This window comes from Dactylosporangium sp. NBC_01737 (assembly GCF_035963215.1).
Lineage (GTDB): Bacteria > Actinomycetota > Actinomycetes > Mycobacteriales > Micromonosporaceae > Dactylosporangium.
In genome coordinates this window covers 5486693-5501695 of sequence record NZ_CP109153.1, presented here as the reverse complement: position 1 = coordinate 5501695, position 15003 = coordinate 5486693, and the positions used below count along the sequence as shown (strand labels likewise).

Here is a 15003-nt window from a genome sequence, read left to right as displayed (position 1 = left end):
CGGCGTACCCCCAAACGGACGCTCAACAGGAAGACGACCACAGGATCTTGGGGGAGTATCAAAAAGGCTGCCAGTCAACAGCAGCCAGATACCGAGCCATCACATCGCACTCGGACGGCGATCTTCCGCTTCGATCATGACGGGGGCCGGACTGGATCTTGACGCGCGCCTTGGGCGCGCCGCGGGTTGGGTGATCTGTGATGGTTTTTGATGCCAGCGACGGTGTGGCACCACCGAATGACGACCTCGACGGCGCTGGACCATGTGAGCGCGGACCTGGCTTGGCATCACCGCAACTACGGCACGGACGGTGACCGCGCTACCCGTCCGCGCCGCCGCAGGCTGCGCGAAACCACCGAGCCCCGAGGACCGACACCAGGAACCACTCCAAGCGGCGTACCCCCAAGCGGACGCCCAACAGGAAGACGACCACAGGATCCTGGGGGGTGAACAGAGAAAGACCGCCACGCCAAAACAAACAGACGTGGCGGCCATCGAGAAAAAGCTCAGGCAGTGTGTTCCTTCTTGTCGCCCGCCCACTGAGTATGGAACGAGCCGTCGCGATCGGTGCGCCGGTACGTATGCGCCCCGAAGTTGTCCCGCAGACCCTGGATCAGCGCGGCAGGCAGGCGCTCGGCGCGCAGCCCGTCGAAGTACGCCAGGGATGACGAGAACGCCGGCGTCGGGATGCCGGCCTGGGCCGCCGCCACGACCACGCGCCGCCAGGACGGGACACCCGAGTTGACGGCGTCCGCGAAGTACGGCGCGACCATGAGGCTCTTCAGCGACGGGTTCTCGTCGTACGCCTCGCGGATGCGGTTGAGGAACCGGGCCCGGATGATGCAGCCGCCGCGCCAGATGGTGGAGACGGCGCCGCGGTCGATGTTCCAGCCGTACTCCTCGCTGCCGGCCTCGATGTGGTCGAAGCCCTGGGCGTACGCGACGATCTTCGAGGCATACAGCGCGAGCCGCACGTCCTCGATGAACTGGTCACGGTCGGAGATCGACAGGCCGCCGGAGCCCGAGGGGAAGGCGGCACGGGCGGCGGCGCGCTGGTCGGCGTGGCCGGACAGGGAGCGGGCGAAGGTCGCCTCGGCGATGCCGGTGATCGGCACGCCCAGGTCGAGGGCGCTCTGCACGGTCCAGCGGCCGGTGCCCTTCTGCTCGGCCTGGTCCAGGACGATGTCGACGAACGCCTTGCCGGTGTCGGCGTCGACGTGGCCGAGGACGTCGGCGGTGATCTCGATGAGGAAGGACTCGAGGTCGCCGGTGTTCCAGGTGCGGAAGATGTCGGCGATCTCCGCCGGGGTGGCGCCGATGCCGGCGCGGAGCAGGTCGTACGCCTCGGCGATGAGCTGCATGTCGGCGTACTCGATGCCGTTGTGGACCATCTTCACGAAGTGGCCGGCGCCGTCGGGGCCGATGTGCACGCAGCAGGGCGTGCCGTCGACGACGGCGGCGATCTTCTCGAACATGGGGCCGAGGGTCTGGTAGGACTCCGGGGAGCCGCCGGGCATGATCGACGGGCCGAGCAGGGCGCCCTCCTCGCCGCCGGAGACACCCGTGCCGACGAAGTGCAGGTTGTGCTCGCGCAGGGCCTGCTCGCGGCGGCGGGTGTCGGCGAAGTGGGCGTTGCCGGCGTCGACGATCATGTCGCCGGGCTCCAGCAGCGGGACCAGCTCGTCGATGACGGCGTCGGTGGGGCCGCCGGCCTTCACCATGATGATGACGGCGCGGGGGCGGGCCAGGGACGCGACGAAGTCGGCCATCGACTCGCTCGGCACGAACGTGCCCTCGTGCCCGAACTCGTCCACGAGGCGACGGGTGCGCTCGTAGGAGCGGTTGTGCACGGCGACCGCGTAACCGTTGCGGGCCAGGTTGCGGGCCAGGTTACGTCCCATCACCGCGAGACCGGTCACGCCGATCTGAGCAAGGTCGGACATCTGAACCTCTCCAGTCAAAGACGATCTCGCGCCGACCGGCGATCACTACCCCGTGATCACGGTTCGAAGCGCGCGTCGGACCAGGCTACCCGCCTACTGTCGCGCCTCAGCACGGCACGGGCGAGCGTTTCCAGGATCCAGGGTCCGCGGACGGTGTCGCGTTCGTACCCGAGCAGCCGCCCCCACGCGCCGCGCACGACGATCAGCGCGACGACCTCGGTGCCTTCGACCTCGAGGTCGGCGACCTTGCCGGTGAAGCCGTCGGGGAGGTGGACCCGGCGGCCGATGAGGTCACTCGCCCGCATCGGAGGATCCCGGGATGCGTCCCACCACGTGGTCGCGGAGCCATTCCTCCAGCAACGGCGCGGCGAGCAGTTCGCGGCGGACGGTGAGCTTGACGGCGCTGTCGTGGGAGGCGACGAGGTCCCACGGGATGCGCAGCGGGTCCGGGTGCTCCGCGGGATGGACGCGGCCGGCGACGCCGCTGATCCAGGTGCCGAGCCGCCCGCCCAGCCGGCGACCGAGCGCCTGCGGTCCCGACAGGAGCGCGGCAACGTGGGGTGCACCGGCCACCACCGTCAACTCGACGTCGTCGACCTTCCCGATCGGCTCGCCGGCCAGGTCGACGATCTGGCGGTCGAGGAGTTCGAATCCGACGAGGAGCATCCTCAGCCTCCCATTCCGGTCATGATCGTCAACGGGATGGCCGCGGCGGCGACCACGAGGATGACGATCAGGTAGAGCACACCCAGGGTGTTGCCGAGCCGGCCGTTGACGTGTTCGCCCATGTACTGGCGGTCGTTGGCGACGACCAGGATCGGCAGGTAGGTCAGCGGCAGGACGATCGCGCTGAGCACCAGGGTGGTCTCGGTGAGCAGGACCGGGTCGATCGTGGTGGCCAGGGCGGCCGTGCCGAGCAGGACGCTGATCAGGACGACGACGTGGAAGCGGGCGGCGTCGCGGGGCCTGAGCCGCTTGCCCCAGGACCAGCCGAAGTACTGCGCGACGGTGTACCCGGCGGACAGGCCGGTCTCCAGCGCCGCGCCGAACGTGGCGGCGAAGAAGCCGAGGATCGCCACGGCCAGGCCGAGCTTGCCCAGGGCCATGGCGACGGGCAGCGCGGTCTGCCCGAGGTCTTCCAGCTCGACGCCGATGGGGTGGAAGACGACGGCGGCGGTCGCCATCAGCGCGAGGGACAGCAGACCGCCGAGGGGGAAGCCGATGAAGACGTTGGCCCTGGAGACGGTGAGGTCCTTGACCGTCCAGCGTTCCTCGACGCCGCCGGAGGAGAAGAAGAACACCTCGTAGGGGGTCATCGCGGCGGCGAACAGGGCGACGCCGGCGAACGCGTACGTGCCCCAGTTCTCCTCGCCCGCCGGTGCCGGGGTGCGGGCCTGCTCCCACAGCTGCGCCCAGTCGGTCGGCAGTTTCAGCAGCGCGACGACGAACACGACAAGGGTCAGGCCGAGCAGGCCGAAGACCCGTTCCATGGTCTCGAACTTCACCCGCCACAGCACGACCCAGCACACGAACGCGGCGACCGGGACGATGAGCAGGTAGTGCACGCTGGTGGCGAGCTCCGCGGCGAGCGCGACACCGCCGATCTCGGCGCCGAGGGTCAGGACCGTGACGAGGTAGGACCCGCCGAGGTTGAGCAGCCCCACGCGCGGCCCGAGCCGCTCCCGGACGAGGTCGAACACGGGCCGGCCGCTGACGGCGGCGACCCGGCCGGCCATCTCGGCGTAGACGCAGATGCCGAGCACCCCGACGAGCACGACCCACGCGAGGGACATGCCGAAGCGGGAGCCCGCCTGGGAGTTGGCGACCATGTCGCCGATGTCGACGAACCCGCCGATGGCGGTGAGGATGCCCAGCGTGATGGCGAAGAACTTCTTCACGCGTACCGGTCCAGGAAGTTCGCCAGCCGTTCGGTGAGCGGTGGCAGCGCGTCGATGTCCGTGGGGTCGGCCGCGGCGTCACCGAGGCGCTGCACGGCCTCGGTGAGCAGTGGCGCCAGCTCGTCGCGCAGGGTGCGCATCTCCTCGTCGGGCGGCGGGAGCTCGGCCAGGGTCGCAACGGTCTTCGTGGTCCGCCGGGTGCCGCCGTCGAGCAGCACGGTGACGTAGAGGGCGGTGGCGCGGCCGTCGCGCAGCGCGACCCCGGCGAGATAGGCGGTCTGCAGGGCATCGTGCGCGGACTGGGCGGCCTCGACGGCGGTGATGCGGAACTCGTGCCGGTCCGGCGGTTGGGTGGAGGCATAGGCGCCGTAGCCGAGGGCTGCGAGCAGGGCCACGGCGACGATGACCACGGTGCGTCGCATGCCGCGGTGGTACCCCCGACGCGTTGCCGAGCAAACACACCGGCAAAACGGACCAACCCGGTCGTAACCCGCCGTGCCGGCGCGACGTTGAGCGAAGGTGCACACCGACTCGCCGCCGACCACCCGCGTGCTGTACCTCGCAGGGTGGGGTCGCAGCGGCAGCACCCTCGCCGAGGGGATGCTGGACCAGGTGCCGGGCCTCGTCGGCGTCGGCGAGATCAAGTTCCTGTGGGAGCGCGGGCTGCTGCAGAACCGGCGGTGCAGCTGCGGGACGCCGCTGCGCTCGTGCGAGTTCTGGGTCGAGGTGCTGCACGAGGCGTTCGGGCGCATCCCGGACGACGACGAGCTGCGCGAGCTCGACGAGGCGTCGCGCCAGTTCCGGACCAGGCACCTGCCGGGGCTGCTGGTGCGCCCTTCCCGGCCGGCCGCGACCGAGCTGCGCTGGTACTACGACGCGCTGGCGGAGCTGTACCGGGCGGTGGCGAAGGTCAGCGGCGCCGACGTCGTCGTGGACTCCTCGAAGTTCCCGTCCTACCTGACGGCGCTGCTGCAGGCGCCGGCCCTGGACGTGCGGGTCGCGCACATCGTGCGGGACCCGCGGGCGGTGGCGTACTCGTGGCAGCGGCACAAGGAGGACCCGGACGCCCCGAACGGCGAGCTGATGCCGCGGATGCACCCGGCGTGCACGGCGCTGTACTGGTCGGCGTGGAACCTCGCGACGGAGCGGATCACGCGCCGGGCGGGGCTGCCGTACCTGCGGTTCCGCTACGAGGACCTGATCGCCGAGCCGGACGCGACACTGCGCGCGGTGACGGAGCTCAGCGGCGTGCCGGCGGCGGCGGTGCGCGTCGGCGACCGGGGTGAGCTGTTCGTGCGCGGCACCCACCAGGTGTCCGGCAACCCGGTCCGGTTCCGCTCGGGCGAGGTCCGGCTGCGCCTGGACGACGAGTGGACGACGGGGATGGCACCCCGGCACCGGTGGGTGACCGGCGCTGTGACCGTCCCGCTGCGCCACCGGTACGGGTACCGCGACTCCTAGTGGTGCCGCCGGTCGCCGGCCGTGCTCAGAACGGGATCCGCGCCCGGCGCAGGTGCGGGAGGGTCGCCTCGTCGCCGGAGACGAGGGTGAGTGCGACGGCGTCGTCGCGGCCGGCCAGCGCGCGGAGGTAGGCGACGGCGTCGGCCCGCACGACAGCGGCCGGGCGGCCGGCCCCGATGATCCATGACCCCCCGGCGTCACCGGTGCGCTCCAGGGCGACGGGTGGGCCGGACCACCGGCTCGCGAGGTCACGGATCGCCTGGGCGACGATGTGCCCGTCGTGCGCGCCGACGATGAACGGCTGGCCGGTGGCGCGGGTGAGGTCGACCCGGTGCATCCACAGGTCCCGGTTGTAGATGACGTCGAGCAGGTAGCTGAGCGGGGCACGGGGGACGCCGGGTATTCCGAGATCGATCGGCACCGGGCGCAGCACGCCCGGCCGGCGCTGCCGCGCCCGCACGGCGCGTGGCCACTGGGTGGCGAAGCGGTCCACCAGGTCCGGTCCGGCGTCACCGAGGTGCTCGGCGACCTGCACGGCCATGTGCGCGTCCACTCCGGACAGCTGCGGATGGCGTCGGCGCCCGGCCAGTTCGCGGCGCAGCAGGGTCGGCAGACTGATCCCGTCCTCGCATTGGGCGACCAGGTGGGACACCACCGTGCGCACGTCCCATGCCGTGCAGTCGGTGGCCCGCCGCCAGTCCTCGCCGCGAAGGCCGCGCAGCACCAGGAGCTCCGGGCGATCGTCGACCTGACCCGCGAACCTCAGGTCGGCGGCCCGGCCGCCGATCAGCGGGGTGGAGACCGATGACGGGAGGGCGGCGTGGTGTGGCGCGGACTGCTCCTCACCGTGGTCACCGCCGCGGTCCTCGCCGGCGGCGGGACCCTGGCCTGGCGGCACTACGAGGGCACCGTCGACCAGATGGACCTGCTCGGCGAGGCCGCCCGGGACAGCCCGCCGCGGGAGATCACCATCGAGTCGGCGCCGCGCTCGTCGCGCGGCCCGATCGTGGCGCGCACGGAGGACCCGGTCGCCGCCGACGCCCAGCCGGGGCGCAACATCCTGCTGGTCGGGATCGACGCGCGGCCCGGTGAGGACCAGGCCGGCGCGCGGGCCGACTCGATCATCGTCGTGCACGTGTCGGCGGGCGGGGACCGGGCCTGGCTGGTGTCGCTGCCGCGGGACACGAAGGTGGAGATCCCGGGGTACGGCACCGACAAGCTCAACGCCGCGTTCGCGGCCGGCTCGAAGGACGGCGGTCGGGCCGGCGGGTTCGCGCTGCTGGCCACGACCGTGCGGCGGCTGACCGGGCTGGTCTTCGACGCCGGCGCGATCATCGACTTCACCGGGCTCAAGCGCGTCGTCGACGCGGTCGGCGGGGTCGACCTGTGCGTGGACGTGGAGACCGTGTCCGTGCACATCGGGTGGGACGCGAAGGGGCGCCAGACCCCGCCGTTCCGGCTGATCCCGCCGACGTTCCGGCCGGAGCGCATCGCGGGGGTCCGGCCGCAGGTGTACCCGGTCGGCTGCCGGCACCTCGCGGGCTGGGAGGCCCTGGACTACGTGCGGCAGCGGGAGCTGCTGCCCGACGGCGACTACGGCCGGCAGCGGCACCAGCAGCAGCTGATCACCGCGCTCGGGGAGCGGTTCACCTCCGCCGGGGTGCTGAGCAACCCCCTGGCCCTGAACCGGGCGCTGACCGCGGTCGGCGAGTCGCTGACGTTCGACGGCAACGGCCGGTCCGTCGCCGACTGGTTGCTGCTGCTGCGGGGGCTGCGACCGGACGCGGTGACGATGCTGCGCACCAACGGCGGGAAGTTCAACGCGGCCGTGCGCAACGGCACGGCGTTCGAGCAGCTCGACCCGACGACGTTCGCGCTGTTCGGCTCGGCCCGCGCGGACCGCCTGGACGCATTCGCCGAGGAACACCCCGACTGGGTGGTACCAAGACCCTAACTGCAACTTTCCTGCAAACGCCAAGCATTGACTCCTATGTGCACCGGGTGGGACGTTGGCGCTAGGAATGCGCTTTCCTCGCCTCTTTTGGAGTCTGCATGCGCAAGACCACCGTCGCGGCCGCCGCTCTCGCCGGCGCGGCCCTTCTCGCCGGAGCGGCCGTGAGCGCCTCCGCCGCCGGCACACCCCCCGCCGCGCTCGCGTTAGCCCGCCAGACCCTGCCCGCCGGTGACGGCTGGGCGTCGGACACCACCGGCACCAGCGGCGGTTCCGCCGCCGACGCCGAGCACGTCTTCACCGTCCGTACCCGCGACGAGCTCGCCGCCGCGGTCGCCGGCGACACCCCGAAGATCGTCTTCGTGTCCGGCGGGATCGACGCCAACGCCGGCAAGACCTGCGCGGACTACGCCGACCCCGAGTACAGCCTGGACGCGTTCCTCGCCGCCTACGACCCGGCGGTCTGGGGCCGCGCCACGAAGCCCACGGGGCCGCTCGAGGACGCCCGCGCCCGCTCCGCGAAGAACCAGGGCCTGCGGGTCAACGTCAAGGTCGGCGGCAACACCACGATCGTCGGCCTCGGCGGCTCGAAGATCAGCGGCGCCAACCTGCTCATCGACAAGGTCGACAACGTCATCCTGCGCAACCTGCGCTTCGAGGACGCCTACGACTGCTTCCCGTCGTGGGACCCGACCGACGGCGCGCTGGGCAACTGGAACTCCCTCTACGACACCGTGACCGTCACCGGGGCCACGCACGTCTGGGCCGACCACAACAACTTCAGTGACGGCAACAACACCGACGACACCCAGCCGCTGTACTTCGGCCGGCCCTACCAGGTGCACGACGGCGCCCTCGACGTGATCCGGGCCGCGGACCTCGTCACGATCTCCTGGAACAACTTCTTCGACCACGACAAGACGATGCTCATCGGCTCGTCGAACACCGTCGGCGCCGACGTCGGCAAGCTGCGGGTCACGATCCACCACAACCGCTTCGCCAACGTCGGCCAGCGCGTGCCGCGGGTGCGCTTCGGCCAGGTCGACGTGTACGACAACTACTTCTACGCCACCGACGAGGACAGCTACAGCTACTCGTGGGGCGTCGGCGTCTACGCCCAGGTGTACGCCGAGAACAACTTCCTGCTGCGCAGCGCCGACATCCCGCTGTCGAAGGTGGCGTACGACTGGCGCGGCACCGCGCCCGGCGCCATCACCGAGGTCGGCACGGCCACCAGGGTCGGCACCGGCCCGGTGTCGGCGGTGAACCTCGTCGCGGAGTACAACGCCACGCACGAGCCGGACCTGCCGGCCACCACGTGGGTGCCGGCCCTGCGCGCCGCCACGCCCGACCCGGCCACCGCGGTCCCGGCGCTGGTCACCGCGAAGGCCGGGGCCGGCAAGCTCGGCTTCTGACCTTACGGAAGATGCACGATGCCGTGGCCGTCGTCGATCGGGAGATCGCCGGCGGTCACGGCCCGCACCTCCATGAACGTGAGCTCCGCCGCGCCGGTCAGGACGCTGGCGAACGCGGTCTCGGCCGCGTCGGCGCCGGTCGCGATGCGGATCAGGCTCTGCCGGGGCGCGAGCCCGGTCGCGTCGACGACCCGCCACTCGTCGTCGACGGCGACCTCGACGACGGCGTGGAAGTCCATCGGTGACAGGCCCGGCGCGTAGACCGCGGCGGTGCGCGCCGGGATGTTGACGGACCTGGCCAGTGCCGCGACCAGGTGGGCGAAGTCGCGGCAGACCCCGGCGCCGGACAGCAGCGTCTCGGTCGCGTCCGTGGTGCCGGTCGAGGTGCCCGCCTCGTACCGGGTGTGCCGGTGCACGTAGTCGACGATCCCCGCGACGGTGTCGGCGTGCGACGGCGCGAAGCGCTGGAACTCCCGCGCCGCGAACCCGGCGAGCCGGTCGGACGGGCAGTAGCGGCTGGGGCGGGTGGCCGCGATGCGCTGGCCCAGGTCGAGCCGCTCCGGCGCGCCGCGACGCACGGTGACCGCGGCGGTGTAGTCGATGTGCAGCAGGCCCGGGGCGGCGGTCAGGTAGTGCCCGCCCGCGACCGGCCGGACCTCGACCGGGACGCCGTCGAGCTGCGCCACGAGGGTTTCGTCGACCGTCACTCCCGGTCGCGGGCAGACGGCGATCATCAGTTGTACCTCAGCGGCCTGCTCCACCTGGAACTCCAGGGTGCTGCCCACGCGCGCGTCCACCATGCCACCGTTCATACCCATCGGGGACCGTGCGCGCATCAGCTGCGGCACGCGACTCACGACACATGTGTTCTGCAACGTTCGACGTAGAACTCAGCCGGAATCCGTGCGCATGATGGCGCCTGCCATCAATGTCGATGCGGCGGGACGGTCCCATCCTCCAAGACCGAACCGTCCCGCTGCTCCCCGTGAGGAGCCCCTCCATCATGTCCTATGACACGCTGTCCCGGTCCGTCGTTTTCGTCGTGGCCCTCGCGGTCCTGCTCGTCGGGCATTCCCTCGGCGATCACGTGGCGCAGACGGACCGGCAGGCCACCCACAAGGCCCACCCCGGCGCGGCCGGCTGGCGCGCCCTCGCCGCACATCTGCTGTCCTACCACCTGACGATCACCGCGGCGCTGCTGCTGACCTGTGCGGTGCTGCGGCTGCCGCTGTCCCCGGCCGGGGTGACCGCCGGCGTCGTGTTCTCGGCGGTGACCCACGGGCTGCTGGACCGCCGCTGGCCGGTGCGGGCGGTGCTGCGGGCGACCGGCTCCCCGCAGTTCGCCGACACGACCAGCCCCGTCTGCGGCATGTACGTCGCCGACCAGGCCCTGCATCAGGCGTCGCTGCTGGTCTCGGCGCTGCTCATCGCCGGGTTGTAGCGGCGGTGCAACGCTCCGGCGGGGCCGCGCGTGATACCGGCATGCCAGCCCCACCGGACGATTTCGCGGAGCTGTACCGGACCCGGTTCGCCAGGGTCGCGGTGCAGCTCTACGCGTACCTCGGCGATCACGCCGAAGCGCAGGACCTGACACAGGAGGCGTTCTGCCGCGCCCTGGAACGTTGGCCGGCGGTGTCGCGGTACGCCGACCCGGCCGCGTGGGTGCGGCACGTGGCGTGGAACCTCGCCACCAGCCGGCTGCGCCGGTTGCGCAGCGCGACGCGGTTCCTGCAGCGCCAGCGGACCCCGGACCCCGTGCAGGGCCCGACCCCGGACCGCCTCGTGCTGCTCGACGCCCTGGCGAAGCTGCCGGCGGCGCACCGGCGCGCGCTGGTGCTGCGGCACCTCGGGCAGCTGACCGCGGTCGAGATCGCCGAGCAGGAGGGCGTCGCCGAGGGCACCGTGCGCTCCTGGCTGAGCCGTGGCCGGGCGGCGCTCGCCGCCGAACTCGACCGGGAGGTGTGGCATGCGTGAATCGCGGGTCGAGGAGGAGTTCGCCCGGTTCGCCGAGGACGCGGCCGGCACGTTCCGGCCGCTGCCGCTGCACGCGCTGCCCCGCCGGTCCCGGCGCGGGCGGCTGCGGCTGTGGCTGGTCGGGGCGGTGGTGGTGGTCCTCACCGCCTCCGGCGGCGCGGCGCTGCGCACCGCAGGGCGGCACGACGCGACCCCGGTCCCGGTGCCGACACCGACCCCGGCGCCGACCGCCGGGTTCTCGTTCGCCGAGCGGCCGGTGGTGCTCGCCGGCGCGAGCGGCCCGCACCATGTCCGCTTCGCCGACCAGCAGCACGGCTGGGTGTTCTACCGCAACTGCGACGGCACGGGCAGCTGCGACCCGCGGCTGGGCCGCACCGCCGACGGCGGCCGCACCTGGCAGCAGCGGCCGCTGCCGGACATGCGCGACGCCGACGGCACAGTCCCCGCGTGGGGCCTCGTCGCGTCCGACTCGGAGCGGATCACCCTGTACAGCTTCTCGAAGATCTACTGGTCCTCCATCGACGCCGGCAACACCTGGACCCGCGAGGACGTCGCGACGTACGCGGCCAGGCACGAACCGCCGTTGACCCCGGCGACGACGGACCGGTTCATCACAACCGGCGGCCGGCTGAAGCTGGACGGGGTCGGGGACGTCGGGGTCGTGCCGGTCCGGGCGGGCACGCGCATCCGGGAGGTGGTCCGCACCCCCGGGGGCCTGTGGGCGCTGCTGGAGCGCGAGCAGGTCAGCGGCCGGGCGCTGCTGGTGTACTCCGCGAACGGCACGACCTGGCAGGACGTGCGGGAGGAGCCGTCCTACACGTACCTGTTGCCGTCGGCGGACCGCGGCGACGTCTGGTACACCGGATTCAGGGACGGCCGTCTGGCGTTGCTGTCGGCCGGCAAGGTGATCGAGCAGGCGTCGCCGCCGCCCCTGGAGGTGCCGCAGGGGATCGTCCCGATCGGTGGCGGCCGGTTGCTGGTCGCCACCCTGCGCAAGGAGCTGCTCGTCTGGTCCGCCGGGAGCGCCGAACCGCTCGCGGTGCCGATGCCCGCCCAACCCTCGATCGGGCGACTCGCCGACGGGGCGGTGCTCATCTACGACCCGCGGCGCATGGACGATCCGGTGACGGTCGGGACGGTCGGCGGCGGCTGGGTCCGGTACACCTGAGACCCGGCACACAATTGAACGTGTTCAAGAATCGGTCTAGCGTGAGTCGTAGTTGAACACGTTCAAGAAGGGCCGGTCATGGACCTCAAGCTCGGCACGTACCTGATCTACCTGGCGGTGAGCATCGTCCTCACCGTCTGGGTGGCGCGGACGCTGCTCAAGAACGGCCAGGTGTTCCTCGACGACGCGTTCGCCGACGAGCGCCTGGCCAAGTCCGTCAACCACCTGCTGGTCGTCGGCTTCTACCTGCTCAACCTCGGCTACGTCGCGGTCGCGCTGAAGATCGGCCAGGAGCTGCCGGACGGCAGCTCGGCGATGGAGGCGCTGGCGTGGAAGCTCGGCCTGGTGCTGCTCGTCCTCGGCGGCGTGCACTTCTTCAACCTGTTCGTGCTGAGCCGGTTCCGGCGCCGGCGGCTGCTGGACCAGCTGCCGCCGCCGGTGCCGCCCGCCCGGATGATCCCCGCCGGCTACCCGCCGTACCCGATGCCGCCGATGCCGCCGCGCGGTTATCCGAAGCCGGCCCCTGCAGCCCCGCCCGCCGCCGCGCCACGACCGGCGGAGGGCGACGAACCCCAGCCGCCACTGTGATCACCCGGCTCACCGTGCTCTACGACGCGGGCTGCGGACTGTGCCGCACGGCACGGACGTGGCTCGCGTCGCGGGCGCAGCTGGTGCCGCTGGAGTTCGTGGCGGCCGGGTCGGACGAGGCGCGCCGCCGGTATCCGGCGCTCGACGCGGCCGAGACCCTCGCGGACATCACCGTGGTCGCCGACGACGGCGGCGTGTACACCGGTGACAGCGCGTGGATCATCTGCCTGTGGGCGCTGGACGGCTATCGGGGGCTGGCGGCGCGCCTGGCCCGGCCCGACCTGCGCCCCACGGCGCGGCGGGTGGTCGAGGCGGCAGCGGCGCTGCGCCGGGGCACCCGCACCGACACGTTCGGTCAGGAACTCGGGCAAGGATATGGTTCGGACTGTGGTGGAACCTGCGACGCCTGAGGCCGCGGCCGGCGAGTCGACCGCGAAGGGCGAGCAGACCCGGCGGCTGATCGTGGACACCGCGGTCAGGCTCTTCGGGGAGCAGGGCTACGACAAGACCACGATGCGGGCGATCGCCGCCGCCGCCGGGGTGTCGGTCGGCAACGCCTACTACTACTTCCCGTCGAAGGGCCACCTGGTCCAGGCGTTCTACACCACCGTGCAGGACGCCCACGCCGACGCCTGCCGGCAGATCCTGGCCACCCCCGGCACGTTCGTGGACAGGCTCAGCGCCGCGATGCTGACCGGGGTGGAGACGATGGCCCCGTATCACGGCTTCGCCGGGTCGTTCTTCAAGACGGCCGCCGAGCCGGGCTCCCCGCTGAGCCCGTTCAGCGCCGACTCCGCACCCGCGCGGGAGCGCTCGGTGCGGATGTTCCGCTCCGTGGTGGACGGCGCCACCACGAAGATCGACCCCGAACTGCGCGCCGAGCTGCCGGAGCTGCTGTGGCTCGCGCAGATGGGCGTCACGCTGTACTGGGTGCACGACACCTCACCCGGGCAGGCGAAGACGCGCCTGCTGGTCGAGCGGTCCGCGCCGCTGATCGACCGGCTGGTCGGGATGTCCCGGTTCCGGGTCTTCAAGCCGGTCGTGCGGGAGATGCTCACCCTGTACCGGCTGCTGCGCTGAAACGGGCAGGTGTGGCGTTCACCCTGGCGGGTATTTCGACGGCTCGTAACCGGGAAGAGTTCGCCCAGTTCGAACGGGTGTTCGTCATGGATCGGTAATGGTTTGTTCACTGTGAACATTCGCCGACCGCCGGATCCTCGGGTAGCGTCGGCTCGCATGGCGACCTTGCGCATCGACCGCACGGCCGCCGATCCCGATGCGGTGATCTGTGCGATCGAGCAGGCCGAGGGCTATATTGCATCGATCTGCTTCAAAACCGGACCACCGGAAACGGTCGGCGTCGAACTTGAGTACACCGTCCATGCCAGCGCAGATCCAACGACATACATCGATGCAGATCGGTTGTGTCAGGCGCTCGGCGATCACGCACCGCCCACCCTGCGAGCCGGCTCGGCGAACCTGCCGATGCGGCACGGGTCGGCCGTCACCCTCGAGCCGGGTGGCCAGGTGGAGCTTTCCACCGTCCCGCAACGGTCCCTGACGGACCTGCATGAGGCCGTCGGCGCGGACCTGGCGGAGCTCACCGAGCGGCTGGCCCGCGTCGGGCTGGAGCTCGGCGGCACCGGCATCGACCCGCACCGCCCACCGCGGCGGATGCTCTCCACTCCCCGTTACGACGCGATGGCGACCGCGTTCGCCCGGCGCAACGACGCCGGGCGGACCATGATGTGCAGCACCGCCGGCCTGCAGGTGTGCCTGGACGCGGGCCCGCCGTCACGCTGGGCCGCGGTGCACGACCTCGGCCCGCCGCTCATCGCGCTGTTCGCCAACTCCCGGCAGCACGCCGGGCACGACACCGGCTGGGCGTCGGCACGGATGCGCACCTGGCTGGCGATGGACCCGTCCCGGACCCGGCACGTGCCGCCCGGCGACGACCCGGCCCTGGAGTGGGCCCGGTACGCGCTGGACGCGCAGCTGCTGTGCGTGCGGCGCGGCGAAGGGCCGTGGACGGCGCCCGCCGGGGTCACATTCGCGGACTGGATCGGCGGCGCCCTCGGGTACCAGCCGAGCTACGCGGACCTCGACTACCACCTGAGCACCCTGTTCCCGCCGGTGCGCCCGCGCGGCTACCTCGAGGTGCGCTACCTCGACACCCTGCGCGGGCCGGACTGGTTCGCGGCGGCGGCGGTGCTCACCGCGCTGCTCGCCGACGAGCCGACCATCGACCGGGTGCGTGAGCTGTGCGCGCCGGTCGCCGGGCAGTGGGCCCTCGCGGCCCGGCTCGGCATGGCCGACCCCGGCCTGGCAAAGGCCGCGACCGCGGTCCGTGACCTGGCCCTGGAGCGTCTCGACCTGCCCGCAGCCCTGTTGCAGGACGTCATCGAAGGGAGTTCCCGCCATGAGTGGTTCGGAGCGTAGCGGAGGTGGTGGCATGAGTGGCTCGGAGCGCAGCGGAGAAGCCGCTCATCGGAATGACAGGTTGAGCTCAGGCCGACGCCGGAGCGTAGCGGAGGTGGCGGCATGAGTGGCTCGGAGCGCAGCGGAGAAGCCGCTCATCGGAATGACAGGTTGAGCTCAGGCCGAC

General features: G+C 71.8%; 17 protein-coding genes. 10 read left to right on the top strand and 7 right to left on the bottom strand.

All coding sequences use genetic code 11. From position 1 onward, the window contains the following. Window positions 1-506: 506 nt before the first annotated feature. The 5 genes from gndA to OHA72_RS24715 are packed head-to-tail and all read right to left on the bottom strand — an operon-like array spanning window position 507 to window position 4263. A complete protein-coding gene (gene gndA, locus OHA72_RS24735) occupies window positions 507-1943 on the bottom strand; it encodes an NADP-dependent phosphogluconate dehydrogenase (RefSeq protein WP_327010164.1) in 1437 nt (478 codons plus the stop codon). 56 nt (window positions 1944-1999) lie between these two features. Beyond that, entirely contained in the window at window positions 2000-2248 is a 249-nt protein-coding gene (locus OHA72_RS24730) for a PRC-barrel domain-containing protein (protein ID WP_327010163.1), read from the bottom strand. Further along, window positions 2235-2609, bottom strand: a complete 375-nt coding sequence (locus OHA72_RS24725; protein WP_327010162.1) for a hypothetical protein — start codon at window positions 2607-2609, stop codon at window positions 2235-2237. The genes OHA72_RS24730 and OHA72_RS24725 overlap by 14 nt, the downstream gene beginning before the upstream one ends. A 2-nt stretch (window positions 2610-2611) precedes the next feature. Next, window positions 2612-3841: an NRAMP family divalent metal transporter gene (locus tag OHA72_RS24720; protein ID WP_327010161.1), complete on the bottom strand. Its 1230-nt coding sequence runs from the start codon at window positions 3839-3841 to the stop codon at window positions 2612-2614. Continuing rightward, window positions 3838-4263 carry a hypothetical protein gene (locus OHA72_RS24715; protein WP_327010160.1) on the bottom strand — a complete coding sequence of 142 codons (426 nt, stop codon included), beginning with the start codon at window positions 4261-4263 and terminating at the stop codon, window positions 3838-3840. Before OHA72_RS24715 ends, OHA72_RS24720 begins: the two co-directional genes overlap by 4 nt. Before the next feature lie 97 nt (window positions 4264-4360). Between OHA72_RS24715 and OHA72_RS24710 the strand changes: the two genes are divergently transcribed. Beyond that, the gene (locus OHA72_RS24710; protein ID WP_327010159.1) at window positions 4361-5302 is read left to right on the top strand and encodes a sulfotransferase; all 942 of its coding nucleotides are present in this window, start codon (window positions 4361-4363) and stop codon (window positions 5300-5302) included. A 25-nt stretch (window positions 5303-5327) separates the two neighbouring features. Here OHA72_RS24710 and OHA72_RS24705 read toward each other — a convergent pair whose 3' ends face one another. Further along, on the bottom strand, window positions 5328-6026 hold the full coding sequence (locus OHA72_RS24705; RefSeq protein WP_327010158.1) for a maleylpyruvate isomerase family mycothiol-dependent enzyme: 699 nt from the start codon (window positions 6024-6026) through the stop codon (window positions 5328-5330). Between the two features lie 96 nt (window positions 6027-6122). Here OHA72_RS24705 and OHA72_RS24700 point away from each other — a divergent pair, with 96 nt between their 5' ends. After that, a complete protein-coding gene (locus tag OHA72_RS24700) occupies window positions 6123-7256 on the top strand; it encodes an LCP family protein (protein ID WP_327010157.1) in 1134 nt (377 codons plus the stop codon). A gap of 98 nt (window positions 7257-7354) precedes the next feature. Continuing rightward, a complete protein-coding gene (locus OHA72_RS24695) occupies window positions 7355-8668 on the top strand; it encodes a pectate lyase family protein (RefSeq protein WP_327010156.1) in 1314 nt (437 codons plus the stop codon). A gap of 2 nt (window positions 8669-8670) precedes the next feature. Here the strand turns inward: OHA72_RS24695 and OHA72_RS24690 are convergent, their stop codons facing one another. Next, a complete protein-coding gene (locus tag OHA72_RS24690) occupies window positions 8671-9468 on the bottom strand; it encodes a transglutaminase-like domain-containing protein (RefSeq protein WP_327010155.1) in 798 nt (265 codons plus the stop codon). A gap of 203 nt (window positions 9469-9671) precedes the next feature. Here OHA72_RS24690 and OHA72_RS24685 point away from each other — a divergent pair, with 203 nt between their 5' ends. The 7 genes from OHA72_RS24685 (at window position 9672) to OHA72_RS24650 (ending at window position 14837) form a co-directional block, all read left to right on the top strand. After that, the gene (locus tag OHA72_RS24685) at window positions 9672-10109 is read left to right on the top strand and encodes a DUF3307 domain-containing protein (RefSeq protein WP_327010154.1); all 438 of its coding nucleotides are present in this window, start codon (window positions 9672-9674) and stop codon (window positions 10107-10109) included. 41 nt (window positions 10110-10150) lie between these two features. After that, a complete protein-coding gene (locus tag OHA72_RS24680) occupies window positions 10151-10642 on the top strand; it encodes an RNA polymerase sigma factor (RefSeq protein ID WP_327010153.1) in 492 nt (163 codons plus the stop codon). Beyond that, a complete protein-coding gene (locus OHA72_RS24675; protein ID WP_327010152.1) occupies window positions 10635-11810 on the top strand; it encodes a beta propeller repeat protein in 1176 nt (391 codons plus the stop codon). Before OHA72_RS24680 ends, OHA72_RS24675 begins: the two co-directional genes overlap by 8 nt. Window positions 11811-11888: 78 nt before the next feature. Continuing rightward, the gene (locus OHA72_RS24670; protein ID WP_327010151.1) at window positions 11889-12398 is read left to right on the top strand and encodes a hypothetical protein; all 510 of its coding nucleotides are present in this window, start codon (window positions 11889-11891) and stop codon (window positions 12396-12398) included. Further along, window positions 12395-12808, top strand: a complete 414-nt coding sequence (locus OHA72_RS24665) for a thiol-disulfide oxidoreductase DCC family protein (protein WP_327010150.1) — start codon at window positions 12395-12397, stop codon at window positions 12806-12808. Before OHA72_RS24670 ends, OHA72_RS24665 begins: the two co-directional genes overlap by 4 nt. Continuing rightward, on the top strand, window positions 12786-13478 hold the full coding sequence (locus tag OHA72_RS24660; protein WP_327010149.1) for a TetR/AcrR family transcriptional regulator: 693 nt from the start codon (window positions 12786-12788) through the stop codon (window positions 13476-13478). Before OHA72_RS24665 ends, OHA72_RS24660 begins: the two co-directional genes overlap by 23 nt. Window positions 13479-13721: 243 nt before the next feature. Further along, the gene (locus tag OHA72_RS24650; RefSeq protein WP_442788742.1) at window positions 13722-14837 is read left to right on the top strand and encodes a glutamate-cysteine ligase family protein; all 1116 of its coding nucleotides are present in this window, start codon (window positions 13722-13724) and stop codon (window positions 14835-14837) included. The last annotated feature ends 166 nt before the right edge of the window (window positions 14838-15003 follow it).

Excerpts from the sequence above, each read along its gene's own strand:
- gndA (WP_327010164.1), bottom strand. The coding sequence starts at position 1,943 with ATGTCCGACCTTGCTCAGATCGGCGTGACCGGTCTCGCGGTGATGGGA.
- OHA72_RS24730 (WP_327010163.1), bottom strand. The coding sequence starts at position 2,248 with ATGCGGGCGAGTGACCTCATCGGCCGCCGGGTCCACCTCCCCGACGGC.
- OHA72_RS24725 (WP_327010162.1), bottom strand. The coding sequence starts at position 2,609 with ATGCTCCTCGTCGGATTCGAACTCCTCGACCGCCAGATCGTCGACCTG.
- OHA72_RS24715 (WP_327010160.1), bottom strand. The coding sequence starts at position 4,263 with ATGCGACGCACCGTGGTCATCGTCGCCGTGGCCCTGCTCGCAGCCCTC.
- OHA72_RS24695 (WP_327010156.1), top strand. The coding sequence starts at position 7,355 with ATGCGCAAGACCACCGTCGCGGCCGCCGCTCTCGCCGGCGCGGCCCTT.
- OHA72_RS24690 (WP_327010155.1), bottom strand. The coding sequence starts at position 9,468 with ATGGTGGACGCGCGCGTGGGCAGCACCCTGGAGTTCCAGGTGGAGCAG.
- OHA72_RS24685 (WP_327010154.1), top strand. The coding sequence starts at position 9,672 with ATGTCCTATGACACGCTGTCCCGGTCCGTCGTTTTCGTCGTGGCCCTC.
- OHA72_RS24680 (WP_327010153.1), top strand. The coding sequence starts at position 10,151 with ATGCCAGCCCCACCGGACGATTTCGCGGAGCTGTACCGGACCCGGTTC.
- OHA72_RS24675 (WP_327010152.1), top strand. The coding sequence starts at position 10,635 with ATGCGTGAATCGCGGGTCGAGGAGGAGTTCGCCCGGTTCGCCGAGGAC.
- OHA72_RS24670 (WP_327010151.1), top strand. The coding sequence starts at position 11,889 with ATGGACCTCAAGCTCGGCACGTACCTGATCTACCTGGCGGTGAGCATC.